This window comes from Streptomyces sp. SLBN-31 (assembly GCF_006715395.1).
Lineage (GTDB): Bacteria > Actinomycetota > Actinomycetes > Streptomycetales > Streptomycetaceae > Streptomyces.
In genome coordinates, this window is the sequence record NZ_VFNC01000003.1 from 1215744 (window position 1) to 1232562 (window position 16819).

The window sequence follows — 16819 nt, forward strand, 5'->3', positions numbered from 1 at the left end:
GCCTGCCGAGCCGTCAGCGCAGCGCGGAGGCCATGACGGTCTTCACCACCGCGCGGACGGCCGAGGCGTCCGGCGCGGGGCTCTCCCGGTCCGCGTACAGCAGGTGCGCCGCGCCGAGCAGCGTGGAAGCGAGTACGGCCGGGTCGGCGCCGGGCGCGACACGGCCGAGGTCGCGTTCGGCGGCGAGGTAGGCGGCCAGCGTCGCCGCCGCCTCCGTCAGCAGCGGGATACCGGCCGCGCAGCCGGCCGCACGCAGCCGGGCGCGCAGCTCGTCACGGGCGATGACCAGGCTCACGACGGCCACCCCGACCGCGTCGAACACCGCGGCCAGGGCGCCGGTCAGGTGGTCCGTGACGGCGCCGGTCCCGGCGGCGGCCCGCAGGCCCTCGGACACCGCGTCGAGCCGCCCGATCCGCCCGAGCACCAGCTCCGCCAGGAACGCGTCGAAGTCCGCGAAGTGCCGGTGCAGCACCCCCTTCGCGCACCCCGCCTCCGCGGTCACCGCCCTGCTGGTCAGCGCTTGGGGGCCGTCCCGCAGCAGGATGCGCTCGGCGGCGTCGAAGAGCTGCTGGCGGGGGTCGCGGATGGCCACTCCGGTCGGCATGCGGTCCTTCCCGTACGAAGCGAGTGCGCGGGCGAGTGGGCGGGCGCCCATTGACCAGTGGGCGACTGCCCACCCATAGTGGGCGCATGCCCACTTTACCGTCCTCCGAGGGCGCACCCGAGCCCCACCGCAGCCGCGACATCGCCGAGTCCTTCGGCACGGACCCCGAGCGCTACGACCGGGCCCGCCCCCGCTACCCCACGGCCCTGATCCGGCGCATCGCCGCCTCCGCCCCGGGCCCAGACCTCCTCGACGTCGGCTGCGGAACCGGCATCGCCGCCCGGCAGTTCCAGGCGGCCGGCTGCAAGGTTCTGGGCGTCGAACCCGACGCGCGGATGGCGGAGTTGGCGCGACGGCTCGGCACGGACACGGAGGTGGCGACGTTCGAGGACTGGGAGCCCGGTGAGCGGCGCTTCGACGTCGTCGCCGCCGCGACCGCCTGGCACTGGGTCGACCTCGCAGCGGGCGCGGCCAAGGCGGCACGGGTGCTGCGGCCGGGCGGCCTGCTGGTCCCGTTCTGGAACGTCGCCGAGACCCCGCCCGACCTCGCGGAAGCCGTCGCCGACGCCGCCGAACGCGTCATGCCGGACTCCCCGTTCGACTTCCGGGCGATGCTCGGCCGGTCCATGGTCGACGGCTACCAGACCTTCCTCACCCGGGCCGCCGACGCCATCAGGGCAGCCAACGGTGCGTTCGGTGAGCCCGAACAGTGGCGTTACGACTGGGAGTTCACGTACACCCGCGACGCCTGGCTGGACGTCCTGCCCAGCCAGGGCGCCTTCACCCGCCTCCGCCCCGATCAGCTCGCCGAGATCCTGGACGCGGTGGGCGCCGCCATCGACGCCCGCGGCGGCACGGTCACGATGCCCTACGCGACGCTGGCGCTCGTCACCTGCTCGCGGTGAAGGCGGCCCAGGCGGCCGGGGTGACGCGGAGGGTGGGGCCGGTGTCCGCGGGGTTCTTGGAGTCGCGGATGTGGATGGTGTGGGGGGTGGTGGCGACTTCGAGGCACTGGCCGCCTTCGTCGCCGCTGTAGGACGACTTGAACCACTGAAGTGCTTCGGCGCTCATTGCTCTCCTAGCAGGCGGTCGAGCAGGTCCCCGGAGTCCTGTGTGGTCAGGGCCTGTGTCCGCAGCATCGCATACTTGCGCGCCAGCCTGGACACCTCATCCGCGTCAGAAACCCACTGGCTGCCGCGCTGCGATTCGGTGTACGCGAGGTGCTGGTGGTCCGGTGTTTCGAGGAGGGTGAAGGGGCCGTTCATCCCCGCGTGAGACGGGCTGCTCAGCGGCAGGAACTGCAATGCCACGCACGGCAGTTCGGCGACGGACCGCAGATGGCGCAGCTGTTCTCGCCGCACTTCCGGCTCGCCGATGCGCATGTGGAGCACCGGCTCCCAGACGATGAAGCTCAGGGTGGGCGGGTTCCTGCGGTGCAGGATCTCCTGGCGCTTCAGGCGGGCCGCCGTGCTCGTCTCGATCTCGTCCTCGTCGTACGCGGGGACGCGGTTGCGCAGGACGGCGCGGACGTAGGCCTCGGTCTGCAACAGGCCGGGAACGACCGCGTTGTCGTACCAGGACAGCGCGATCGCCTCCCGCTCATGCTCCATGTACAGCTCCGCCCACATCGGGAACTGGTCGATCTCCGGCAGGTTGGCCACGCCCGCCGGCAGCGTCCCCTTGGTCTGGAGGATCTCGTCCAGCGCGGTGGCCAGGTCCGGCTTCAGGGCCCGTCTGCCCTGTTCGATGGACGCGATCGTCTCCTCGTCGACCCTGACGAGTTCGGCGAGGGCGCTCTGGGTGAGACCCGCGGCGCGACGCGCGGCGCCGAGCTGCTTGCCCAGCATCTTCATGGACGTGAGGTTCTTCGGCCGCGGCGGCCTCCTGGCGCTCATGCAGGTCTCCATCCCCCTCGTCACGCGTACGTCACCCGGTGCGAGCCCGTACAAAAAATCTGTACGGGTTCACCGAGTGATCAACGCTAGTCACTCTCCGCGACTCTCGTCTCGTGAACGACAGGACTCAACTCCCCTGCCTGCGCGAGCGGTTCCTGCGCCGCGAGCGCCGATCCGTGCAGGCCGCGCGGCGGTTCACGGCCGAGACCCTCACCGGCTGGGACCTCGCCGGGACGGACCGCGCCGACGACGTACTGCTCTGCGTGAGCGAACTGGTGACCAACGCCGTGATCCATGGGGTGCCGCCGGGACGCCAGTTGAGGCTGCTGCTGCGGAACGAGGGGCGGGTGCTGGTCGTGGAGGTGCACGACAGCGGGCCCGGCGTGCCGCATGTCGTGCACGACGCGGACGAGGGCGGCCGTGGGCTGCTGCTGGTCTCGGCGCTGAGCGACAAGTGGGGGGTGCGGGAGCGGGAGTTGGGCAAGGCGGTGTGGTGCGAGTTCGGGTTGCCGTAGCGCGCGGCCGGGTCGTCGTCCCTGTCGGTGGTTGTCGATACCGTGGGGGTCAGGAGGACCTAGGGGGACGAGATGGCCGACCAGCCGGTGCTCGCGCGGTTGCGCTTCGGGCGGGAGGACGCCGAGCGGGATGTGACCGAGGGGCTGCTGCTGCGCGGGGCCTTCCTGTCGAACGCCGCGTACCGGGGTGCGCTCAGCGGGCACAAGATGCTGATCATCGGGCGCAAGGGGTCCGGGAAGAGCGCCATCTGCATGCGGCTGATGTCCGACGGCGAGGGCGGGCACCCGGGCGGGAAGGTGCTCGTCACACCCGACGAGGCCGCGGGGGAGGAGATCCGGCGGTTCGAGCTGCAGGGGTTGCCGGGGGATTCGGCCAAGGCGTTGATCTGGCGGTACGTGTTCGCGGTGCACGCGGCCCGGTATCTCGTCGACCACGCCAAGGGCGCGCATCCGGGGTGCCACAAGGCCGACTCGGTGAAGGCGCTCGGGCGGTTCCTCAAGCAGAACGGCGAGGCGCCCGGCGGCGGCCGTCTGGTGGAGCGGCTGGCCCAGGGCGCCCGGGGGTTGCAGACCTCGCTGTCCCTGGAGGCCTTCGGGATCAAGGCGGGCGTGGAACTCGCCCAGTCCCCGTCCGAAGGGGCGCGTGCGGCACGGCAGTTGGAGATCGTCGAGCAGGGTGTGGCCGCGGCTTTCGGTGATCTGGGGTGCGACGGCGTCGTACACCCGCCGTTCCTCCTCATGGTCGACCAGTTGGAACAGGTGTGGTCGGCCGAGCCGGACAGCAACTCCATGGTGATCGGGCTGCTGCTGGCGGCCAAGCACGCGGCGGGCCTGTACGGCCGTTCGGTGCGGTTCCTGCTGTTCCTGCGCGCCGACATCTACGACTCGCTGTCCTTCGGTGAGGGCGACAAGTTCCACGGCGACGAGCTGAGGATCGCCTGGACCGAACAGGCTCTGCGGGACCTGGCGTTGGCCCGGGCGCGGGCCTCCGTGGGGGAGGAGCTGACCGAGGAGCGGCTGTGGAAGGAACTGTTCCCGCAGACCGTGGCCGGGGAGGAGATCACCGCCCATCTCTTCGGCCGCTGTCTGCCCCGGCCGCGCGACGCCATCCAGTTCCTCAACCTGTGCCAGGAGAAGGCCTGGCTGGACCATGAGCGGGAGCGGATCACCGAGGGGGACGTGACGCTGGCGGGCCGGCAGTTCTCCGAGTGGAAGCTCAAGGACCTGACCTCGGAGTACCTGGTCGCGCACCCCTTCCTGCGCCAGCTGTTCCCGCTCTTCCAGAACACCGGGTACGTCGTCACACGCGCGGCCCTCACCCGCCGTTTCGAGGCGGCCGTCGACACGCTCCACCACGACTTCCCCGCCTACGCCAACGCGCTGACCCTCCAGGGAGTCATCGACGTGCTGTACGGGGTGGGCTTCCTCGGAGTGCGGCGCGGCAACGACGTGGTGTACGCCGGAGACGACGGGCTGGCGGTCCAGCCGCACGAGACGGAGTTCCAGGTCCACCCCTGCTTCCGGGCCGCGCTCGGCGCGACGACCGCCTTCGACCTGCGCCGCTACGAACCGCAGGTCGCGGGCGCGCGCATCGCGACGGGCAGTCTCGGCCCCGGCACGCCGGGTTCGTCCTCCCTCAACCGCGACGACCGGCTCCTCATGCAGCTCGCGCGCTCCTGCCACTCGATCCTCGCCCAGGTGGGGCGGGCGGTCGGGCTCACACAGGACGTCCGCGACGAGCTCACCCGCGAGATCAACCGTGTCCTGGACGAGGTCGACCGCATCCCCGCGGGCGCCGCCGCGTCCGTGGGCATCGACGTGGACGACCACCTCCTCGCCGCGGCCCACTACTTCACCACCCTCGCCGCCCAACTCCGCGCCACGGGCCTGGAGGAGAGCACCGGCATCGGTGACGTCACCCGCCGAGTGGAGGAGGAGGTACGACGGTTGCGCCGGGCGGCGGGCGGGTCGTACGGCAGCTCGGGGGACTCGCACGGGTACTGAGGCGCATACTCGGAAGGAAACTGCCAGCCAGGTCGCCGACGGGGGAGATGACCGGTGCTGAACGAGGTGCTCGCCGGGCGGTTCCGGATCACCGGTCTGCTGGGCTCCGGCGGGATGGGGCAGGTCTGGGCCGCCGAGGACGAGCGGATGCGGCGGGACGTCGCCATCAAGGTCGTCCATCCGCAGTACGGCGTGGGCGAATTCGAGACACAGGCCCGGTTCCGGCGCGAGGTGCAGCTGGCCGGCCGACTCGCCCACCAGAACATCGTCACCGTGCACGACTGGGGTGAGGTCCTGGTCGACGGCCGGCGCAGGACCCTCTACCTGGTCATGGAGCTGGTGCGGGGCGTCTCCCTGGGGAGGCGGCTCAAAGACATCGTCCCCGTGCCGTGGCCGCTCGCCGTCGGCTGGGCCGCGCAGATCACCCTGGCGCTGGAGGCCGCGCACGGCCACGGTGTCGTCCACCGGGACATCAAGCCCGCCAATGCCCTGCTCACTCCCGACGGGACCGTGAAGGTCCTCGACTTCGGGGTGGCGAAGTTCATGGGGGAGACCATCGGGGCCCGTGAACTCACGGTCACCGGCGAACCGTTGGGCTCCCCGATGTACATGTCGCCGGAACAGGCCCTGGGCGACCGGGAGATCGATCATCGCAGCGACCTGTACTCGCTGGGCTGTCTCCTCTACCACGCGGTCACCGGCACGCCGCCGTTCACCAGCGCGACCCCGTGGGCCGTGCTGCGCATGCAGATCGACGAGGCGCCGGTCGCGCCCGCCGAACGGGTCGGCGGGATACCGGACCGCCTGAACCACCTCATCCTGAACCTCCTCGCCAAGCGCCCCGAGGAGCGGCCGCCCGACGCCGCGACCGTGCACGAGACGCTGGTCACGGTCCTGGTCGAGCACGCGCTGACGTCGTCCGGCGGCGAAACCCTCGACGCGGCCCAGCTCGGACGGGACGCGGCCCTCCCCGGGCGACTGCTGAAGGCGGCCATGCTGAAGGCGGACCGTCTCCTGGCGGCGACCACGGACGAGATCATCCGCCTGCGCGCGCGTGCGGAACACGATCTGGCAGCACGCCAGGAGGCCGCCGAGGCGCGAGCGCGTCGGCTGGCCGACACCTCACGGGCCGAGGGCGAGCGGACCCTGGCCGAGGCCCGTGCGGAGGCGGAGAGGATCACCGAGGCGGCCAGGACGACGGCTGCCAGAGCCCGCATGGCCGCCGCCGCCCGTGCCCTGCTCAGTCACCGGCGGGCGGGCGAGCAGGCCGCGGAGGCCGGCGCAGCCGCCCGGCGGATCGTCGCCGACGCCCGGGCCGAAGCCGACCGGATCCTCGCGGCGGCGCGCGAAGAAGCTCACGGAGTTACACCCGCCCGGCCCGAACCCGTCGAACGTTCCGAGGCCGGGACGGATGCGCCCGAGTGGTTCGAGTGGCCCGCGCCCCCCGCATCGATGCCCTATCTGCGGCTCCTCCCCGAGACCGGCGCCGACGCCGAGACCGGACCCGCGCACGCGGTGGACGAGGTGCAGCAGGCGCAGGACGAGTGGCCCGACATCGAGCCCGACGCGCAGTCCCTCGCCCTGGCCACGAGCGACGACGCTGCCGTACCCCGGCCGCGAAGCCAGGACGCACCGGCCGAGCCCGTCCGTTTCAAGGTGGTGCGGCAGGGCTACGACCGCAACATCGTCGACGAACACATTCTCCGGCTGATCGTCGGACGCCGCGGTGCGGAGTCCGAGGCCACCTGGCTGGAGGAGCAGTTCGCCGACCGGTACGTCGAGGCGACGACCAGCGACTACAGCCTGCCCGCCACCGTCGAGGCAGCGCGGGACGAGGCTCTGCGCTACATCGCCACCGCCCGCGGCGAGGCCGACCTGAAATTCTTCCGGCGACCGGCATCCGAGGCGCCGCCCACCGCCTCCGACCTCTTCGCGGTGGTGCGCAAGGGGTACGACCGCGAACAGGTCGACCGGCACTACGACCGGTTGACGACGGCCAAGGGCCGCGCCGAGGCCCGGATCGCCGCGCTGGAGGAGCTCATGAAGACGTTGCCGTCCCCTGAACTCCCCCAGTCCCAGTCCTGATCCGAGAGGTCAGAGCCGCTCGGGCGTCCTGATGCCCAGCAGGGCCATGCCCTGGTGCAGGGTGCGGGCCGTCATGTCGCACAGGAACAGACGGTTCTCCACCTGCGCCGGGGTCTCGGCCTTGAGGACCGGGCATTTGTCGTAGAACGACGTGTAGTGGGACGCCAGTTGGTACAGGTACGCCGCCAGCTTGTGCGGGGCGTACTCCGCCGCCGCCTCGAAGACCGTGTCGCCGAACGCGTCCAGGTGCAGACCCAACGCCCGCTCCGCCGACGCCAGTTCCAGCTCCGGGTGCGCGGCCGGCTTCGTCTCGCCCGCCTTGCGCAGGATCGACTGGATACGGGCGTACGCGTACTGGAGGTAGACGGACGTGTCGCCGTTCAGCGAGACCATCTGGTCCAGGTCGAACTTGTAGTCCCGGTTGGGGGACGTGGACAGGTCCGCGTACTTCACGGCGCCGATGCCGACCTGCGCGGCCCGCTCCTGGATCTCGTCCTCGGTGAGGTCCTGCGCCTTCTCCCGGACGACCTCGGCGGCCCGCTGCACCGCCTCGTCCAGCAGGTCCTCCAGCCGGACCGTCTCACCCTCACGCGTCTTGAACGGCTTGCCGTCCGCGCCGAGCACCGTGCCGTAGCCCATGTTGTGCGCGGTGACGTCGTCGGTCAGCCAGCCGGCCCGCCGGGCCGCCTCGAAGACCATCTTGAAGTGCAGCGACTGGCGTACGTCCACGACGTAGATCAGCGAGGTGGCGTGCAGGTCGGACACCCGGTTGCGGATCGCCGTCAGGTCGGAGGCCGCGTAGCCGAAGCCGCCGTCCGCCTTCTGCACGATCAGCGGCACCGGCTGGTCGTCCTTGCCGCGGATGTCGTCGAAGAACACGACGAGCGCGCCCTCGGAGCGCACCGCGACACCCATCTCCTCCAGGAGGCGGGCGGTCTCCGGCATGCCGTCGTTGTACGCAGACTCGCCGACGATCTCGTCGTCGCGGATCTCCATGTCCAGCTTCTCGAAGACGGAGTAGAAGTAGACCTTCGACTCGTCCACGAACTGCTGCCAGAGTTCCAGGGTCTCCTTGTCGCCGGACTGCAGGGCGACGACCCGCTTCCTCGCCCGCTCCTTGAACTCCTCGTCCGCGTCGAAGACGGCACGCGAGGCCTTGTACACCCGGTTGAGGTTGCTCATCGCCTGCTCGCCGTCGACGTCGGCCGCCGGGGCCAGCTCGCCGGGATTCTCGAACAGGTACTGGATGAGCATGCCGAACTGGGTGCCCCAGTCGCCGATGTGATGCCGGCCGATCGTCTTCTCGCCGGTGAAGTCGAGCATGCCGCGCAGCGCGTCGCCGATGACCGCGGAGCGCAGGTGACCGACGTGCATCTCCTTCGCCACGTTCGGCTGGGCGTAGTCGATGACCGTGATGCCCGCGTTCTCCTTCAGCGGCACACCGAGCCGGTCGCCGTCCGCGTACCGGGCGGCGAGGTTCTCGGTGATCGCCCGGTCGGCGATCGTGAGGTTCAGGAAGCCGGGGCCGGACACCTCGACGTCCTTGATCAGCTCGTCGCCGGTCGCCACCCGGGAGACGACCTGCGTCGCCAGCTCCCGCGGGTTCGCCTTCGCCTTCTTGGCGAGCGCCAGGATGCCGTTGGCCTGGAAGTCGGCCCGGTCACTGCGTCGCAGCAGCGGGTCCGCACCGGCGGCCTCCGGCAGGGTGGCCGAGAGGGCGGACGCGAGCTGCTGCTGGACGGAGTCGCTGAGGGACGTGACCGAGGCCATAGGAAGGGGTGCCGTTCTCCTCGTGGGAATGGATATACCCAGCCAGTATCCCATGGGGGGTAAAGCGGTTTTCCCGGTCGCACGACCGTCTGTGACAATGGAGCGTCACCCGTTCAGAAAGAAGGACGTGCCGATCGTGGCTCAGAGCACCGAGACCACCGACTGGGTCTCCCGTTTCGCGGATGAGGTCATCGAGGAGTCGGAGCGTCGGGCCCCGGGCAAACCGGTCGTCGTCGCGTCCGGACTCTCCCCCTCCGGCCCCATCCACCTCGGCAACCTGCGCGAGGTCATGACCCCGCACCTCGTCGCCGACGAGATCCGCCGCCGCGGGCACCAGGTGCGCCACCTCATCTCCTGGGACGACTACGACCGCTACCGCAAGGTGCCCAAGGGCATCGCCGGGGTCGACGAGGAGGCCTGGGCCGAGCACATCGGCAAGCCCCTGACCTCCGTCCCGGCGCCCAAGGGGTCGGCGTACCCGAACTGGGCCGAGCACTTCAAGGCCGCGATGACCGAGTCGCTGGCCGAGCTCGGCGTGGAGTTCGACGGGATCAGCCAGACCGCGCAGTACACCTCCGGCGTGTACCGCGACCAGATCCTGCACGCCATGCGGCACCGCGGCGACATCGACGCCATCCTCGACCAGTACCGCACGAAGAAGGCGCCCGCCAAGCAGCAGCAGAAGCCCGTCGACGAGGCCGAGCTGGAGGCCGCGGAGGGCTCCGGCGCGGCCGGCGAGGACGACGGCAGCGGCGGCTCCGCCGGGTACTTCCCGTACAAGCCGTACTGCGCCAACTGCGAGAAGGACCTCACCACGGTCACCTCGTACGACGACGACACCACCGAACTGACCTACTCCTGCACCGTCTGCGGCTTCTCCGAGACCGTCCGGCTGAACGAGTTCAACCGCGGCAAGCTGGTCTGGAAGGTCGACTGGCCGATGCGGTGGGCGTACGAGGGCGTCATCTTCGAGCCCAGCGGTGTCGACCACTCCTCGCCGGGCTCCAGCTTCCAGGTCGGCGGACAGATCGTCGGGATCTTCGGCGGCAAGCAGCCCATCGGCCCCATGTACGCCTTCGTGGGCATCAGCGGCATGGCGAAGATGTCCTCCTCGCGGGGCGGAGTGCCGACCCCCGCCGACGCCCTGAAGATCATGGAGCCGCAGCTGCTGCGCTGGCTCTACGCCCGCCGCCGCCCCAACCAGTCCTTCAAGATCGCCTTCGACCAGGAGATCCAGCGCCTCTACGACGAGTGGGACAAGCTGGACGCCAAGGTCGCCGACGGCACCGCCCTCCCGGCCGACGTCGCCGCGCACGCCCGTGCCGTGGGCACGGCCGCCGGCGAGCTGCCGAGGACCCCGCGCCCCCTGCCGTACCGGACCCTGGCCTCCGTCGCCGACATCACCGCCGGACACGAGGACCAGGCGCTGCGCATCCTGAGCGACCTGGACCCCGCCAACCCGCTCGGCTCCCTCGACGAGGCCCGGCCGCGCTACGACAAGGCCGAGGCCTGGATCAACACGCACGTCCCCGCCGACCAGCGGACCATCGTGCGCGAGGAGCCGGACGCCGAGCTGCTGAAGTCCCTCGACGAGGCCTCCCAGCAGTCCGTACGGCTGCTGCTCGACGGCCTCGCCGAGCACTGGTCGCTCGACGGGCTCACCCACCTCGTCTACGGCGTGCCCAAGGTGCAGGCCGGCTTCCCGGCCGACGCCACGCCCAAGGAGCTGCCCGCGGAGATCAAGACCGCCCAGCGGACCTTCTTCGCCCTGCTCTACCACCTGCTGGTCGGCCGGGACACCGGCCCGCGCCTGCCCACGCTGCTGCTCGCGGTCGGCCAGGACCGGGTGCGGCGCCTGCTCGGCGAGTAGGCCGCGACACACGCGAGAGGGGGCGTCCGGTGCCAGGCACCGGACGCCCCCTCTCGCGTGTCCTAGGCGATGTGGTCTTCCTGCAGTTCCGCCGTGTGGCGGTTGGTGAAACGGTTGACCATGCGCTCCGCCTCACGCTGCGGCAGAGCGACGCCGTACGTCGCCTCGACGTCACCGCGCAGCTGGCCGGCCGTCGGATAGCTGCCGTCTATCGACTTCTTGAAGACCAGGTAGAAGTCCTCCTCCGTCGGCGCCGCCGGCTCCGGGGTGCCGCCGCCCTCCCCCAGCTCGCGGGTCCGGTTCGGGCCCACCGGGATCGGGAAGGTGCCGGTCTCCTCCGGAGAGGGCTCCTGGCCGGGCAGCGGGGGCTCCTCCTCGAACTGCTCGCGGTACTGGTCCGCCTGCTGCTGCTCCTCGTACCACTGGGCGTACTGGTCCGAGGGGTCGTAGGTCGGGTCGTAGCCGCCGTGATACTCGATCTGCTGCGGAGGCCGCGCGTGCAGCCACGGACTCACCTCCGGCTCCGGCTCGAAGGGCGGCTGCTCGGCGACGGGCGGCCCGGCCAGTTCCTGGCGCTGCCCGCCCGGCCCCGCCGCGCGCTGCGGAACCGGCGCCGCCACGGCGGCACGGCCTTCCGCGGCCGCAGGGGCCTCGACCCGGGGCGCCGGCGGGAGCAGGACAGGCTCGATGCCCGCCGCGGCCAGCCCCGCCGGAGCCGTCTCCGCCAGTGGAACGCCGTACCGGGCCAGCCGCAACGGCATCAGCGACTCCACCGGAGCCTTGCGGCGCCAGGCCCGGCCGAACCGCGAGTGCAGACGCGCCCGGTACACCAGCCGCTCCTGCTCCAGCTTGATCACCTGCTCGTAGGAGCGCAGCTCCCACAGCTTCATCCGCCGCCACAAAAGGAACGTCGGCACCGGCGAGAGCAGCCAGCGGGTCAGGCGGACGCCCTCCATGTGCTTGTCCGCCGTGATGTCCGCGATCCGGCCGATCGCGTGCCGGGCCGCCTCCACCGCCACGATGAACAGCACCGGGATCACACCGTGCATACCCACGCCCAGCGGGTCCGGCCAGGCGGCCGCGCCGTTGAACGCGATCGTCGCCGCCGTCAGCAGCCACGCCGTCTGGCGCAGCAGCGGGAACGGAATGCGGATCCAGGTCAGGAGGAGGTCCAGGGCGAGCAGGACGCAGATACCGGCGTCGATGCCGATCGGGAACACGTACGCGAAGTTCCCGAAGCCCTTCTTGAGGGCCAACTCGCGGACGGCCGCGTACGAACCGGTGAAGCCGATGCCGGCGATGATCACGGCGCCGGTCACGACCACGCCGATGAGAACGCGGTGCATCCGAGTCAGCTGCAGTGGCGCTGCCACCCGTACTCCCCTCCCATTGCGTGTTGTTGCGCGCAACAGGGTGGCACATGTGTGCGCCGCACGTGTGGTCGGTACGGCAGGAGCCCGACCCCCGCAGAGGACCGGGCTCCGTCGTACAGCGCGTCTGAGCTGCTGGTTGACGTCCTGATGTGACGGTCAGCTCTTCTTCGACGCTGAGGAGGAAGGAGAAGCCGAAGCCGACTTCGCGGCCTTCGAGGCCGACGCGGACGGCGACGGGGACTTCGACGCCGACTTCGACGGCGAAGGGCTCGCCGTGCCCGCACCCGTGCCCGAACCCGCGCCGCCGGCGCCGTTCGCCGCCGACACCGAGGCCACCGCCTCCTTCGTCGCCTGCTCGGCGAGCTTCGCGAGGGCCTTCGGGTCCGGGGTCTTCTCACCCGCCAGACCCGCGCCGTTGTAGTCGACGGTCACGACCACGTTCTCCACCCGCGCCACGACCGTCTGCTGCTTGAAGGACCCCTCCTTCTTCTTCAGGTCGTAATGCACCAGCGTCGCCTCGTCGCCCGTCCCGGCGACCGTCTGCCACTTGGCGTTCTTCGCGCCCTCGACCGCCTGGGCGTCCTTGACCTGCTTCGTGAAGTACTCGTGCGCCAGCTGGTTGCCCTCACCGCGCGCGGCGTCCGACTCGAAGCGCAGCAACGAGACGTTCAGCCAACGGAACTGCGAGCCCTTCACACCGTTGTTGTCCAGGCTGCTCCAGGAACAGCTCGCTCGCGTCCCCGCGTCGCTCGACGTGCCCTTCTTGCCCGACTTGGCCGCCTTCGGCACCAGCGAGGTCAACGTCTTCTTCGACAACACCCCACACGAGTCCGGCAACTTCGCGTACGCGGCCGCCTGCACGGTCGGAGACGCGCTCACGCCCGCGGACGCCGCGGTGTCACCACCCGAGGACCCCTTGTCGGCGCTCTTGTCACCGGAACCGGAGTCCGAGGAACATCCGGCCACCAGCAGTACCACCGGCACCGCCGCCGCGCACACAAGGACGCGGCCACGCCCCTTCGCTCGCTGGCTCCGCTGATCTCGCTCTGCTGCTCGCTGCATGGTTCCTTCACTCATGACGCTCGTGATTCCTGCGGTCGGCGTTCAGGTCCGAGGGGCCACGGTACGCGGTGAGGAACCTGTGCGGTTTTGTTTCGCGGGCTTTGCGCAGAGGTGCGAGGCAGCGTCGAACACCGGCTAACCCGCCAGGGCGTCCGCCAGCTTGGAGGCCAGATTCCGGGCCCTGTCCTGCATTTCCTTGCTGTCCGGGACCGTGCCGACCGTGGCCGGCTGCTCCTCGTACTCGATGGTCACGATCACGTTGGACGTGCGGAACGCCACAGTCACCGTGCGCTGCTGGACCGTCGAACCGGACCCGCTCAGCACGTCGTTCACGAACGCCTCGTCGCCGAGATCCGACAGGGTCCGCGGCAGGAGACTGCTCGGGGTCGCGGACGAGGACGCGGAGGCGGAGGACGACGAGGACGGCGAGGACGACGAGGACGGCGACGCGCTGGCCGAGGCGGTGGGGGAGCTGCTGAAGTCCGCGGTCGCCGAGGCGTCGGCCGACGCCGACGGCTCGGGAAGGTCCGCCGCCTCCTGCTTCTTCGCGAACAGCTCCTGCGCCTGGGCGTCGTCGCTCACCGCGTTGTCGTACGACACCACCCGCTCGAGGTCGACGAAGAGATGGTCGGTGGCGTCGGCCGACTCCACCTTCCAACGGCAGCCCGCCTTGCGGTCGGTGTCGTACGTGAGCGTCGCCTCGCCCTCGTACGCCTTGTCCCGCTGCTCGGTGTCCGTGATCTGCTTGATGCCCGGCAGCAGCGAGTCGAGCGTGCTGTGGCCGGGCGCGGCGCACGGCTCCGGCAGCGTGTCGTACTTGCCCGGCTGGGCCACCGCGGTCGCCGTGCCGGCGCTGCCCGGGTTCGCGTCGTCGGTGCTTCCGGTGTCGCCGGAGCCGCCGGTGCAGCCGGCCAACAGCGCCGCGAGCAGCGCGGCGACGCCGGTTACGTAGGCCTTCCGCTGCACGGTCGGGCTCCCTTCGACGGTGGGGTCCGGGCGATCACTACCAGTGTCCCCGCTGGTTATTCGCTTGCCGCGCAGGGGCGCCCCCTGCAGACAATGTGTATCGCACGCAACACCGCCGACGCCGGTCCGATGTCCCTTTCGTTGATCATGGCGAGGCTTTTGCGATTCAGAACTTCTGTCATGTTTTCGGGGGAAGAGGACGTTATGTCGTACGTGGAGATACCGGGCGCCAAGGTTCCCATCCGCTTGTGGACCGACCCGGCGTCGGTCGAGGACGTCGCCCTGCAGCAGCTGCGCAACGTCGCGACCCTGCCGTGGATCAAGGGCCTGGCGGTGATGCCGGACGTCCACTACGGAAAGGGCGCGACGGTCGGCTCCGTCATCGCGATGCGGGGGGCGGTGTGTCCCGCGGCGGTGGGGGTGGACATCGGGTGCGGGATGTCGGCGGTGAAGACGTCGCTGACGGCGAACGACCTTCCCGGCGACCTGTCGCGGCTCCGCTCGAAGATCGAGCAGGCCATCCCGGTGGGCCGCGGCATGCACGACGACCCGGTCGACCCCTCCCGCATGCACGGCTTCGCCACCGCCGGGTGGGACGACTTCTGGGGGCGCTTCGGCGGGGTGGCGGAGGCGGTGAAGTTCCGTCATGAGCGGGCGGAGAAGCAGATGGGCACCCTGGGAGCGGGCAACCACTTTGTGGAGGTATGCACCGATACGGCAGGCTCTGTGTGGCTGATGCTCCACTCCGGTTCGCGCAACATCGGCAAGGAACTCGCCGAGCACCACATCGGCGTGGCCCAGAAGCTCCCGCACAACCAGGGCCTGGTCGACCGCGATCTCGCCGTCTTCGTCGCGGACACCCCGCAGATGGCGGCGTACCGCCACGACCTGTTCTGGGCGCAGGAGTACGCGAAGTACAACCGCACGATCATGATGGCGCTCCTGAAGGACGTGATCCGCAAGGAGTTCCGCAAGGCGAAGCCGACGTTCGAGCCCGAGATCAGCGCCCACCACAACTACGTCGCCGAGGAGCGCTACGAGGGCATGGATCTGCTCGTCACCCGCAAGGGCGCAATCCGCGCGGGCTCCGGCGAGTACGGGATCATCCCCGGCTCCATGGGCACGGGGTCGTACATCGTGAAGGGCCTCGGCAACGAGAAGGCCTTCAACTCGGCGTCCCACGGCGCGGGTCGGCGCATGAGCCGCAACGCCGCCAAGCGCCGGTTCTCGACGAAGGATCTGGAGGAGCAGACGCGGGGCGTGGAGTGCCGCAAGGACTCCGGCGTCGTCGACGAGATCCCGGGTGCCTACAAGCCGATCGAGCAGGTCATCGACCAGCAGCGGGACCTGGTCGAGGTCGTGGCGAAGCTGAAGCAGTTCGTCTGTGTGAAGGGCTGAGTCAGCTCAGCCGCTTCTCCAGCAGGGTCACCGCGTACGGGCTGCCGGAGCCGTCCGTCTTGGCCGGTTGTTCTCCGACCACCCGGTAGCCCGCCGACTCGTAGTACGCGCGGAGCCGGGGGTTGGTGGAGAGGCAGTCCAGGCGGGCGTAGGGGCGGCCCGTTGCGGCGATGCGGGATTCCGCCTCCGCCAGCATGCGGCCGCCCGTGCCCGGTGGGGCCGTGTGCGGGGTGGTCATCAGGCGGTGGATGTAGCCGGCGTCGGCGGGGCGGGGGCCCCAGGCCGCCTCGTCGTTCCACCACAGCTCCCAGGCGCCCGCCAGGTGGCCGCCGGAGTGGGCCAGCCAGACCTCGCCCTCGTTCATGCGGGTGGTGAAGTGGGTCTCGTCCTTCTCGCCCGGCTTCCACTGGTCGATGCCGCGGGCCAGCTGCCACAGGGCCGCCGTGTCGCGCAGGCGGACCAGCGTGGTGGCGTCGGCCGGGGTCGCCCTGCGGTAGGTCAGGGGCGGCCAACTGGTCGGGCCGGGTTCCAGGAGGTGGGTGCGGAGGGTGGCGCGCAGGGCCTCGGCGTCGAGGGACAGGGCCTGCGTGACGTAGGCGTCGAGGCTGCCGTAACGCTGTCTCAGGGCCGCCAGGAACAGGCGCATCACCCCTTGCGGCGCCCGTCCGAAGCCCAGCCAGTTCGGATCGCGGCCCTCCCGCGCCCGCCAGTCCGCCAGCAGTGCCGGTGCCGCCAGTTCGGTGAGGCTGAAGTCCTCGACGACGGTGTCGTCGGGGATGCCCAGCAATCCCAGGACGAGTGCGGCCAGTTGGCCGGTGCGGTCCTTGCCGGAGGCGCAGTGGAAGACCAGGGGCGTGCCGGACTCGGCCGCCTCCGTCACCACTTCCAGGGCCCGGCGGATCTCCTTGACCCCGTCCCCGGCGACCTCCATGTAGCGCTCGGCCAGGTACGGGCCCGGGTCGACGTCCGCGGCCAACGCCGCCTGGTCGTACGGGCGGTGCTCGATGCTGAGGTTGTGGTAGGTGAGGGAGGGGTGGGCCGGGACGCGGCCCCGGCGCTCGATCTCCCAGGGGTGGCGCAGGTCGATCACCGTGCCGACGCCGAGGGCCAGGAAGCGCGTCCAGTCCCCGGTGCCTTCCGCGAGCTTGCCCAGGGAGTCCGCGCGGTACAGGCGGCCGGGGCGGACGCGGTGGCCGTCGGGCGTCGCATAGCCGCCCAGGTCGCGGAAGTTGTGCAGCGCCTCGAAAGGTATGTGTCGGTCCACGGGCTGTGACTCT

The 16819-nt window shown here is 70.7% G+C and carries 14 protein-coding genes; 6 read left to right on the forward strand and 8 right to left on the reverse strand.

What is annotated here, in order from left to right:
• Nucleotides 1-13: 13 nt before the first annotated feature.
• A complete protein-coding gene (locus FBY22_RS43260; protein WP_142154365.1) occupies nt 14-604 on the reverse strand; it encodes a TetR/AcrR family transcriptional regulator in 591 nt (196 codons plus the stop codon).
• An 86-nt stretch (nt 605-690) separates the two neighbouring features.
• Here FBY22_RS43260 and FBY22_RS43265 point away from each other — a divergent pair, with 86 nt between their 5' ends.
• Nucleotides 691-1509 carry a bifunctional 2-polyprenyl-6-hydroxyphenol methylase/3-demethylubiquinol 3-O-methyltransferase UbiG gene (locus FBY22_RS43265; protein WP_142154367.1) on the forward strand — a complete coding sequence of 273 codons (819 nt, stop codon included), beginning with the start codon at nt 691-693 and terminating at the stop codon, nt 1507-1509.
• Here the strand turns inward: FBY22_RS43265 and FBY22_RS43270 are convergent.
• A complete protein-coding gene (locus FBY22_RS43270) occupies nt 1493-1675 on the reverse strand; it encodes a DUF397 domain-containing protein (protein ID WP_142154369.1) in 183 nt (60 codons plus the stop codon). The two genes, FBY22_RS43265 and FBY22_RS43270, sit on opposite strands and share 17 nt — an antisense overlap.
• Nucleotides 1672-2499 carry a helix-turn-helix transcriptional regulator gene (locus FBY22_RS43275; RefSeq protein ID WP_142154371.1) on the reverse strand — a complete coding sequence of 276 codons (828 nt, stop codon included), beginning with the start codon at nt 2497-2499 and terminating at the stop codon, nt 1672-1674. The genes FBY22_RS43270 and FBY22_RS43275 overlap by 4 nt, the downstream gene beginning before the upstream one ends.
• 113 nt (nt 2500-2612) lie before the next feature.
• Between FBY22_RS43275 and FBY22_RS43280 the strand changes: the two genes are divergently transcribed.
• The 3 genes from FBY22_RS43280 to FBY22_RS43290 all read left to right on the forward strand — a co-directional run bounded on the left by FBY22_RS43280 (nt 2613) and on the right by FBY22_RS43290 (nt 7103).
• Nucleotides 2613-3014: an ATP-binding protein gene (locus FBY22_RS43280; RefSeq protein ID WP_142154373.1), complete on the forward strand. Its 402-nt coding sequence runs from the start codon at nt 2613-2615 to the stop codon at nt 3012-3014.
• A gap of 72 nt (nt 3015-3086) precedes the next feature.
• The gene (locus FBY22_RS43285) at nt 3087-5018 is read left to right on the forward strand and encodes a P-loop ATPase, Sll1717 family (RefSeq protein WP_142154375.1); all 1932 of its coding nucleotides are present in this window, start codon (nt 3087-3089) and stop codon (nt 5016-5018) included.
• A 54-nt stretch (nt 5019-5072) separates the two neighbouring features.
• Nucleotides 5073-7103: a serine/threonine-protein kinase gene (locus tag FBY22_RS43290; RefSeq protein ID WP_142154377.1), complete on the forward strand. Its 2031-nt coding sequence runs from the start codon at nt 5073-5075 to the stop codon at nt 7101-7103.
• Between the two features lie 9 nt (nt 7104-7112).
• Here the strand turns inward: FBY22_RS43290 and argS are convergent, their stop codons facing one another.
• Nucleotides 7113-8873 carry an arginine--tRNA ligase gene (gene argS / locus FBY22_RS43295; protein WP_142154379.1) on the reverse strand — a complete coding sequence of 587 codons (1761 nt, stop codon included), beginning with the start codon at nt 8871-8873 and terminating at the stop codon, nt 7113-7115.
• 127 nt (nt 8874-9000) lie between these two features.
• Here argS and lysS point away from each other — a divergent pair, with 127 nt between their 5' ends.
• Nucleotides 9001-10743, forward strand: a complete 1743-nt coding sequence (lysS, locus tag FBY22_RS43300; RefSeq protein ID WP_142154381.1) for a lysine--tRNA ligase — start codon at nt 9001-9003, stop codon at nt 10741-10743.
• Nucleotides 10744-10805: 62 nt separating this feature from the next.
• Here the strand turns inward: lysS and FBY22_RS43305 are convergent, their stop codons facing one another.
• The 3 genes from FBY22_RS43305 to FBY22_RS43315 form a co-directional block, all read right to left on the reverse strand.
• Nucleotides 10806-12116 (reverse strand): DUF2637 domain-containing protein, encoded by a 1311-nt coding sequence (locus FBY22_RS43305; protein ID WP_142154383.1) that lies wholly within the window; start codon nt 12114-12116, stop codon nt 10806-10808.
• 156 nt (nt 12117-12272) lie between these two features.
• On the reverse strand, nt 12273-13178 hold the full coding sequence (locus FBY22_RS43310; RefSeq protein ID WP_260845398.1) for a DUF3558 domain-containing protein: 906 nt from the start codon (nt 13176-13178) through the stop codon (nt 12273-12275).
• A gap of 135 nt (nt 13179-13313) precedes the next feature.
• On the reverse strand, nt 13314-14144 hold the full coding sequence (locus FBY22_RS43315) for a DUF3558 domain-containing protein (protein ID WP_142154388.1): 831 nt from the start codon (nt 14142-14144) through the stop codon (nt 13314-13316).
• A gap of 204 nt (nt 14145-14348) precedes the next feature.
• Here FBY22_RS43315 and FBY22_RS43320 point away from each other — a divergent pair, with 204 nt between their 5' ends.
• Entirely contained in the window at nt 14349-15542 is a 1194-nt protein-coding gene (locus tag FBY22_RS43320; RefSeq protein WP_142154390.1) for an RtcB family protein, read from the forward strand.
• A gap of 1 nt (nt 15543) precedes the next feature.
• On the opposite strand, the gene FBY22_RS43325 is transcribed toward FBY22_RS43320, so the two are convergent.
• Nucleotides 15544-16806 carry a tyrosine-protein phosphatase gene (locus tag FBY22_RS43325; RefSeq protein WP_142154392.1) on the reverse strand — a complete coding sequence of 421 codons (1263 nt, stop codon included), beginning with the start codon at nt 16804-16806 and terminating at the stop codon, nt 15544-15546.
• Nucleotides 16807-16819: the final 13 nt, after the last annotated feature.

Coding starts and splice junctions, on each gene's coding strand:
- FBY22_RS43260 (WP_142154365.1), bottom strand. CDS start 604: ATGCCGACCGGAGTGGCCATCCGCGACCCCCGCCAGCAGCTCTTCGAC.
- FBY22_RS43265 (WP_142154367.1), top strand. CDS start 691: ATGCCCACTTTACCGTCCTCCGAGGGCGCACCCGAGCCCCACCGCAGC.
- FBY22_RS43270 (WP_142154369.1), bottom strand. CDS start 1,675: ATGAGCGCCGAAGCACTTCAGTGGTTCAAGTCGTCCTACAGCGGCGAC.
- FBY22_RS43275 (WP_142154371.1), bottom strand. CDS start 2,499: ATGAGCGCCAGGAGGCCGCCGCGGCCGAAGAACCTCACGTCCATGAAG.
- FBY22_RS43285 (WP_142154375.1), top strand. CDS start 3,087: ATGGCCGACCAGCCGGTGCTCGCGCGGTTGCGCTTCGGGCGGGAGGAC.
- argS (WP_142154379.1), bottom strand. CDS start 8,873: ATGGCCTCGGTCACGTCCCTCAGCGACTCCGTCCAGCAGCAGCTCGCG.
- FBY22_RS43310 (WP_260845398.1), bottom strand. CDS start 13,178: ATGCAGCGAGCAGCAGAGCGAGATCAGCGGAGCCAGCGAGCGAAGGGG.
- FBY22_RS43320 (WP_142154390.1), top strand. CDS start 14,349: ATGTCGTACGTGGAGATACCGGGCGCCAAGGTTCCCATCCGCTTGTGG.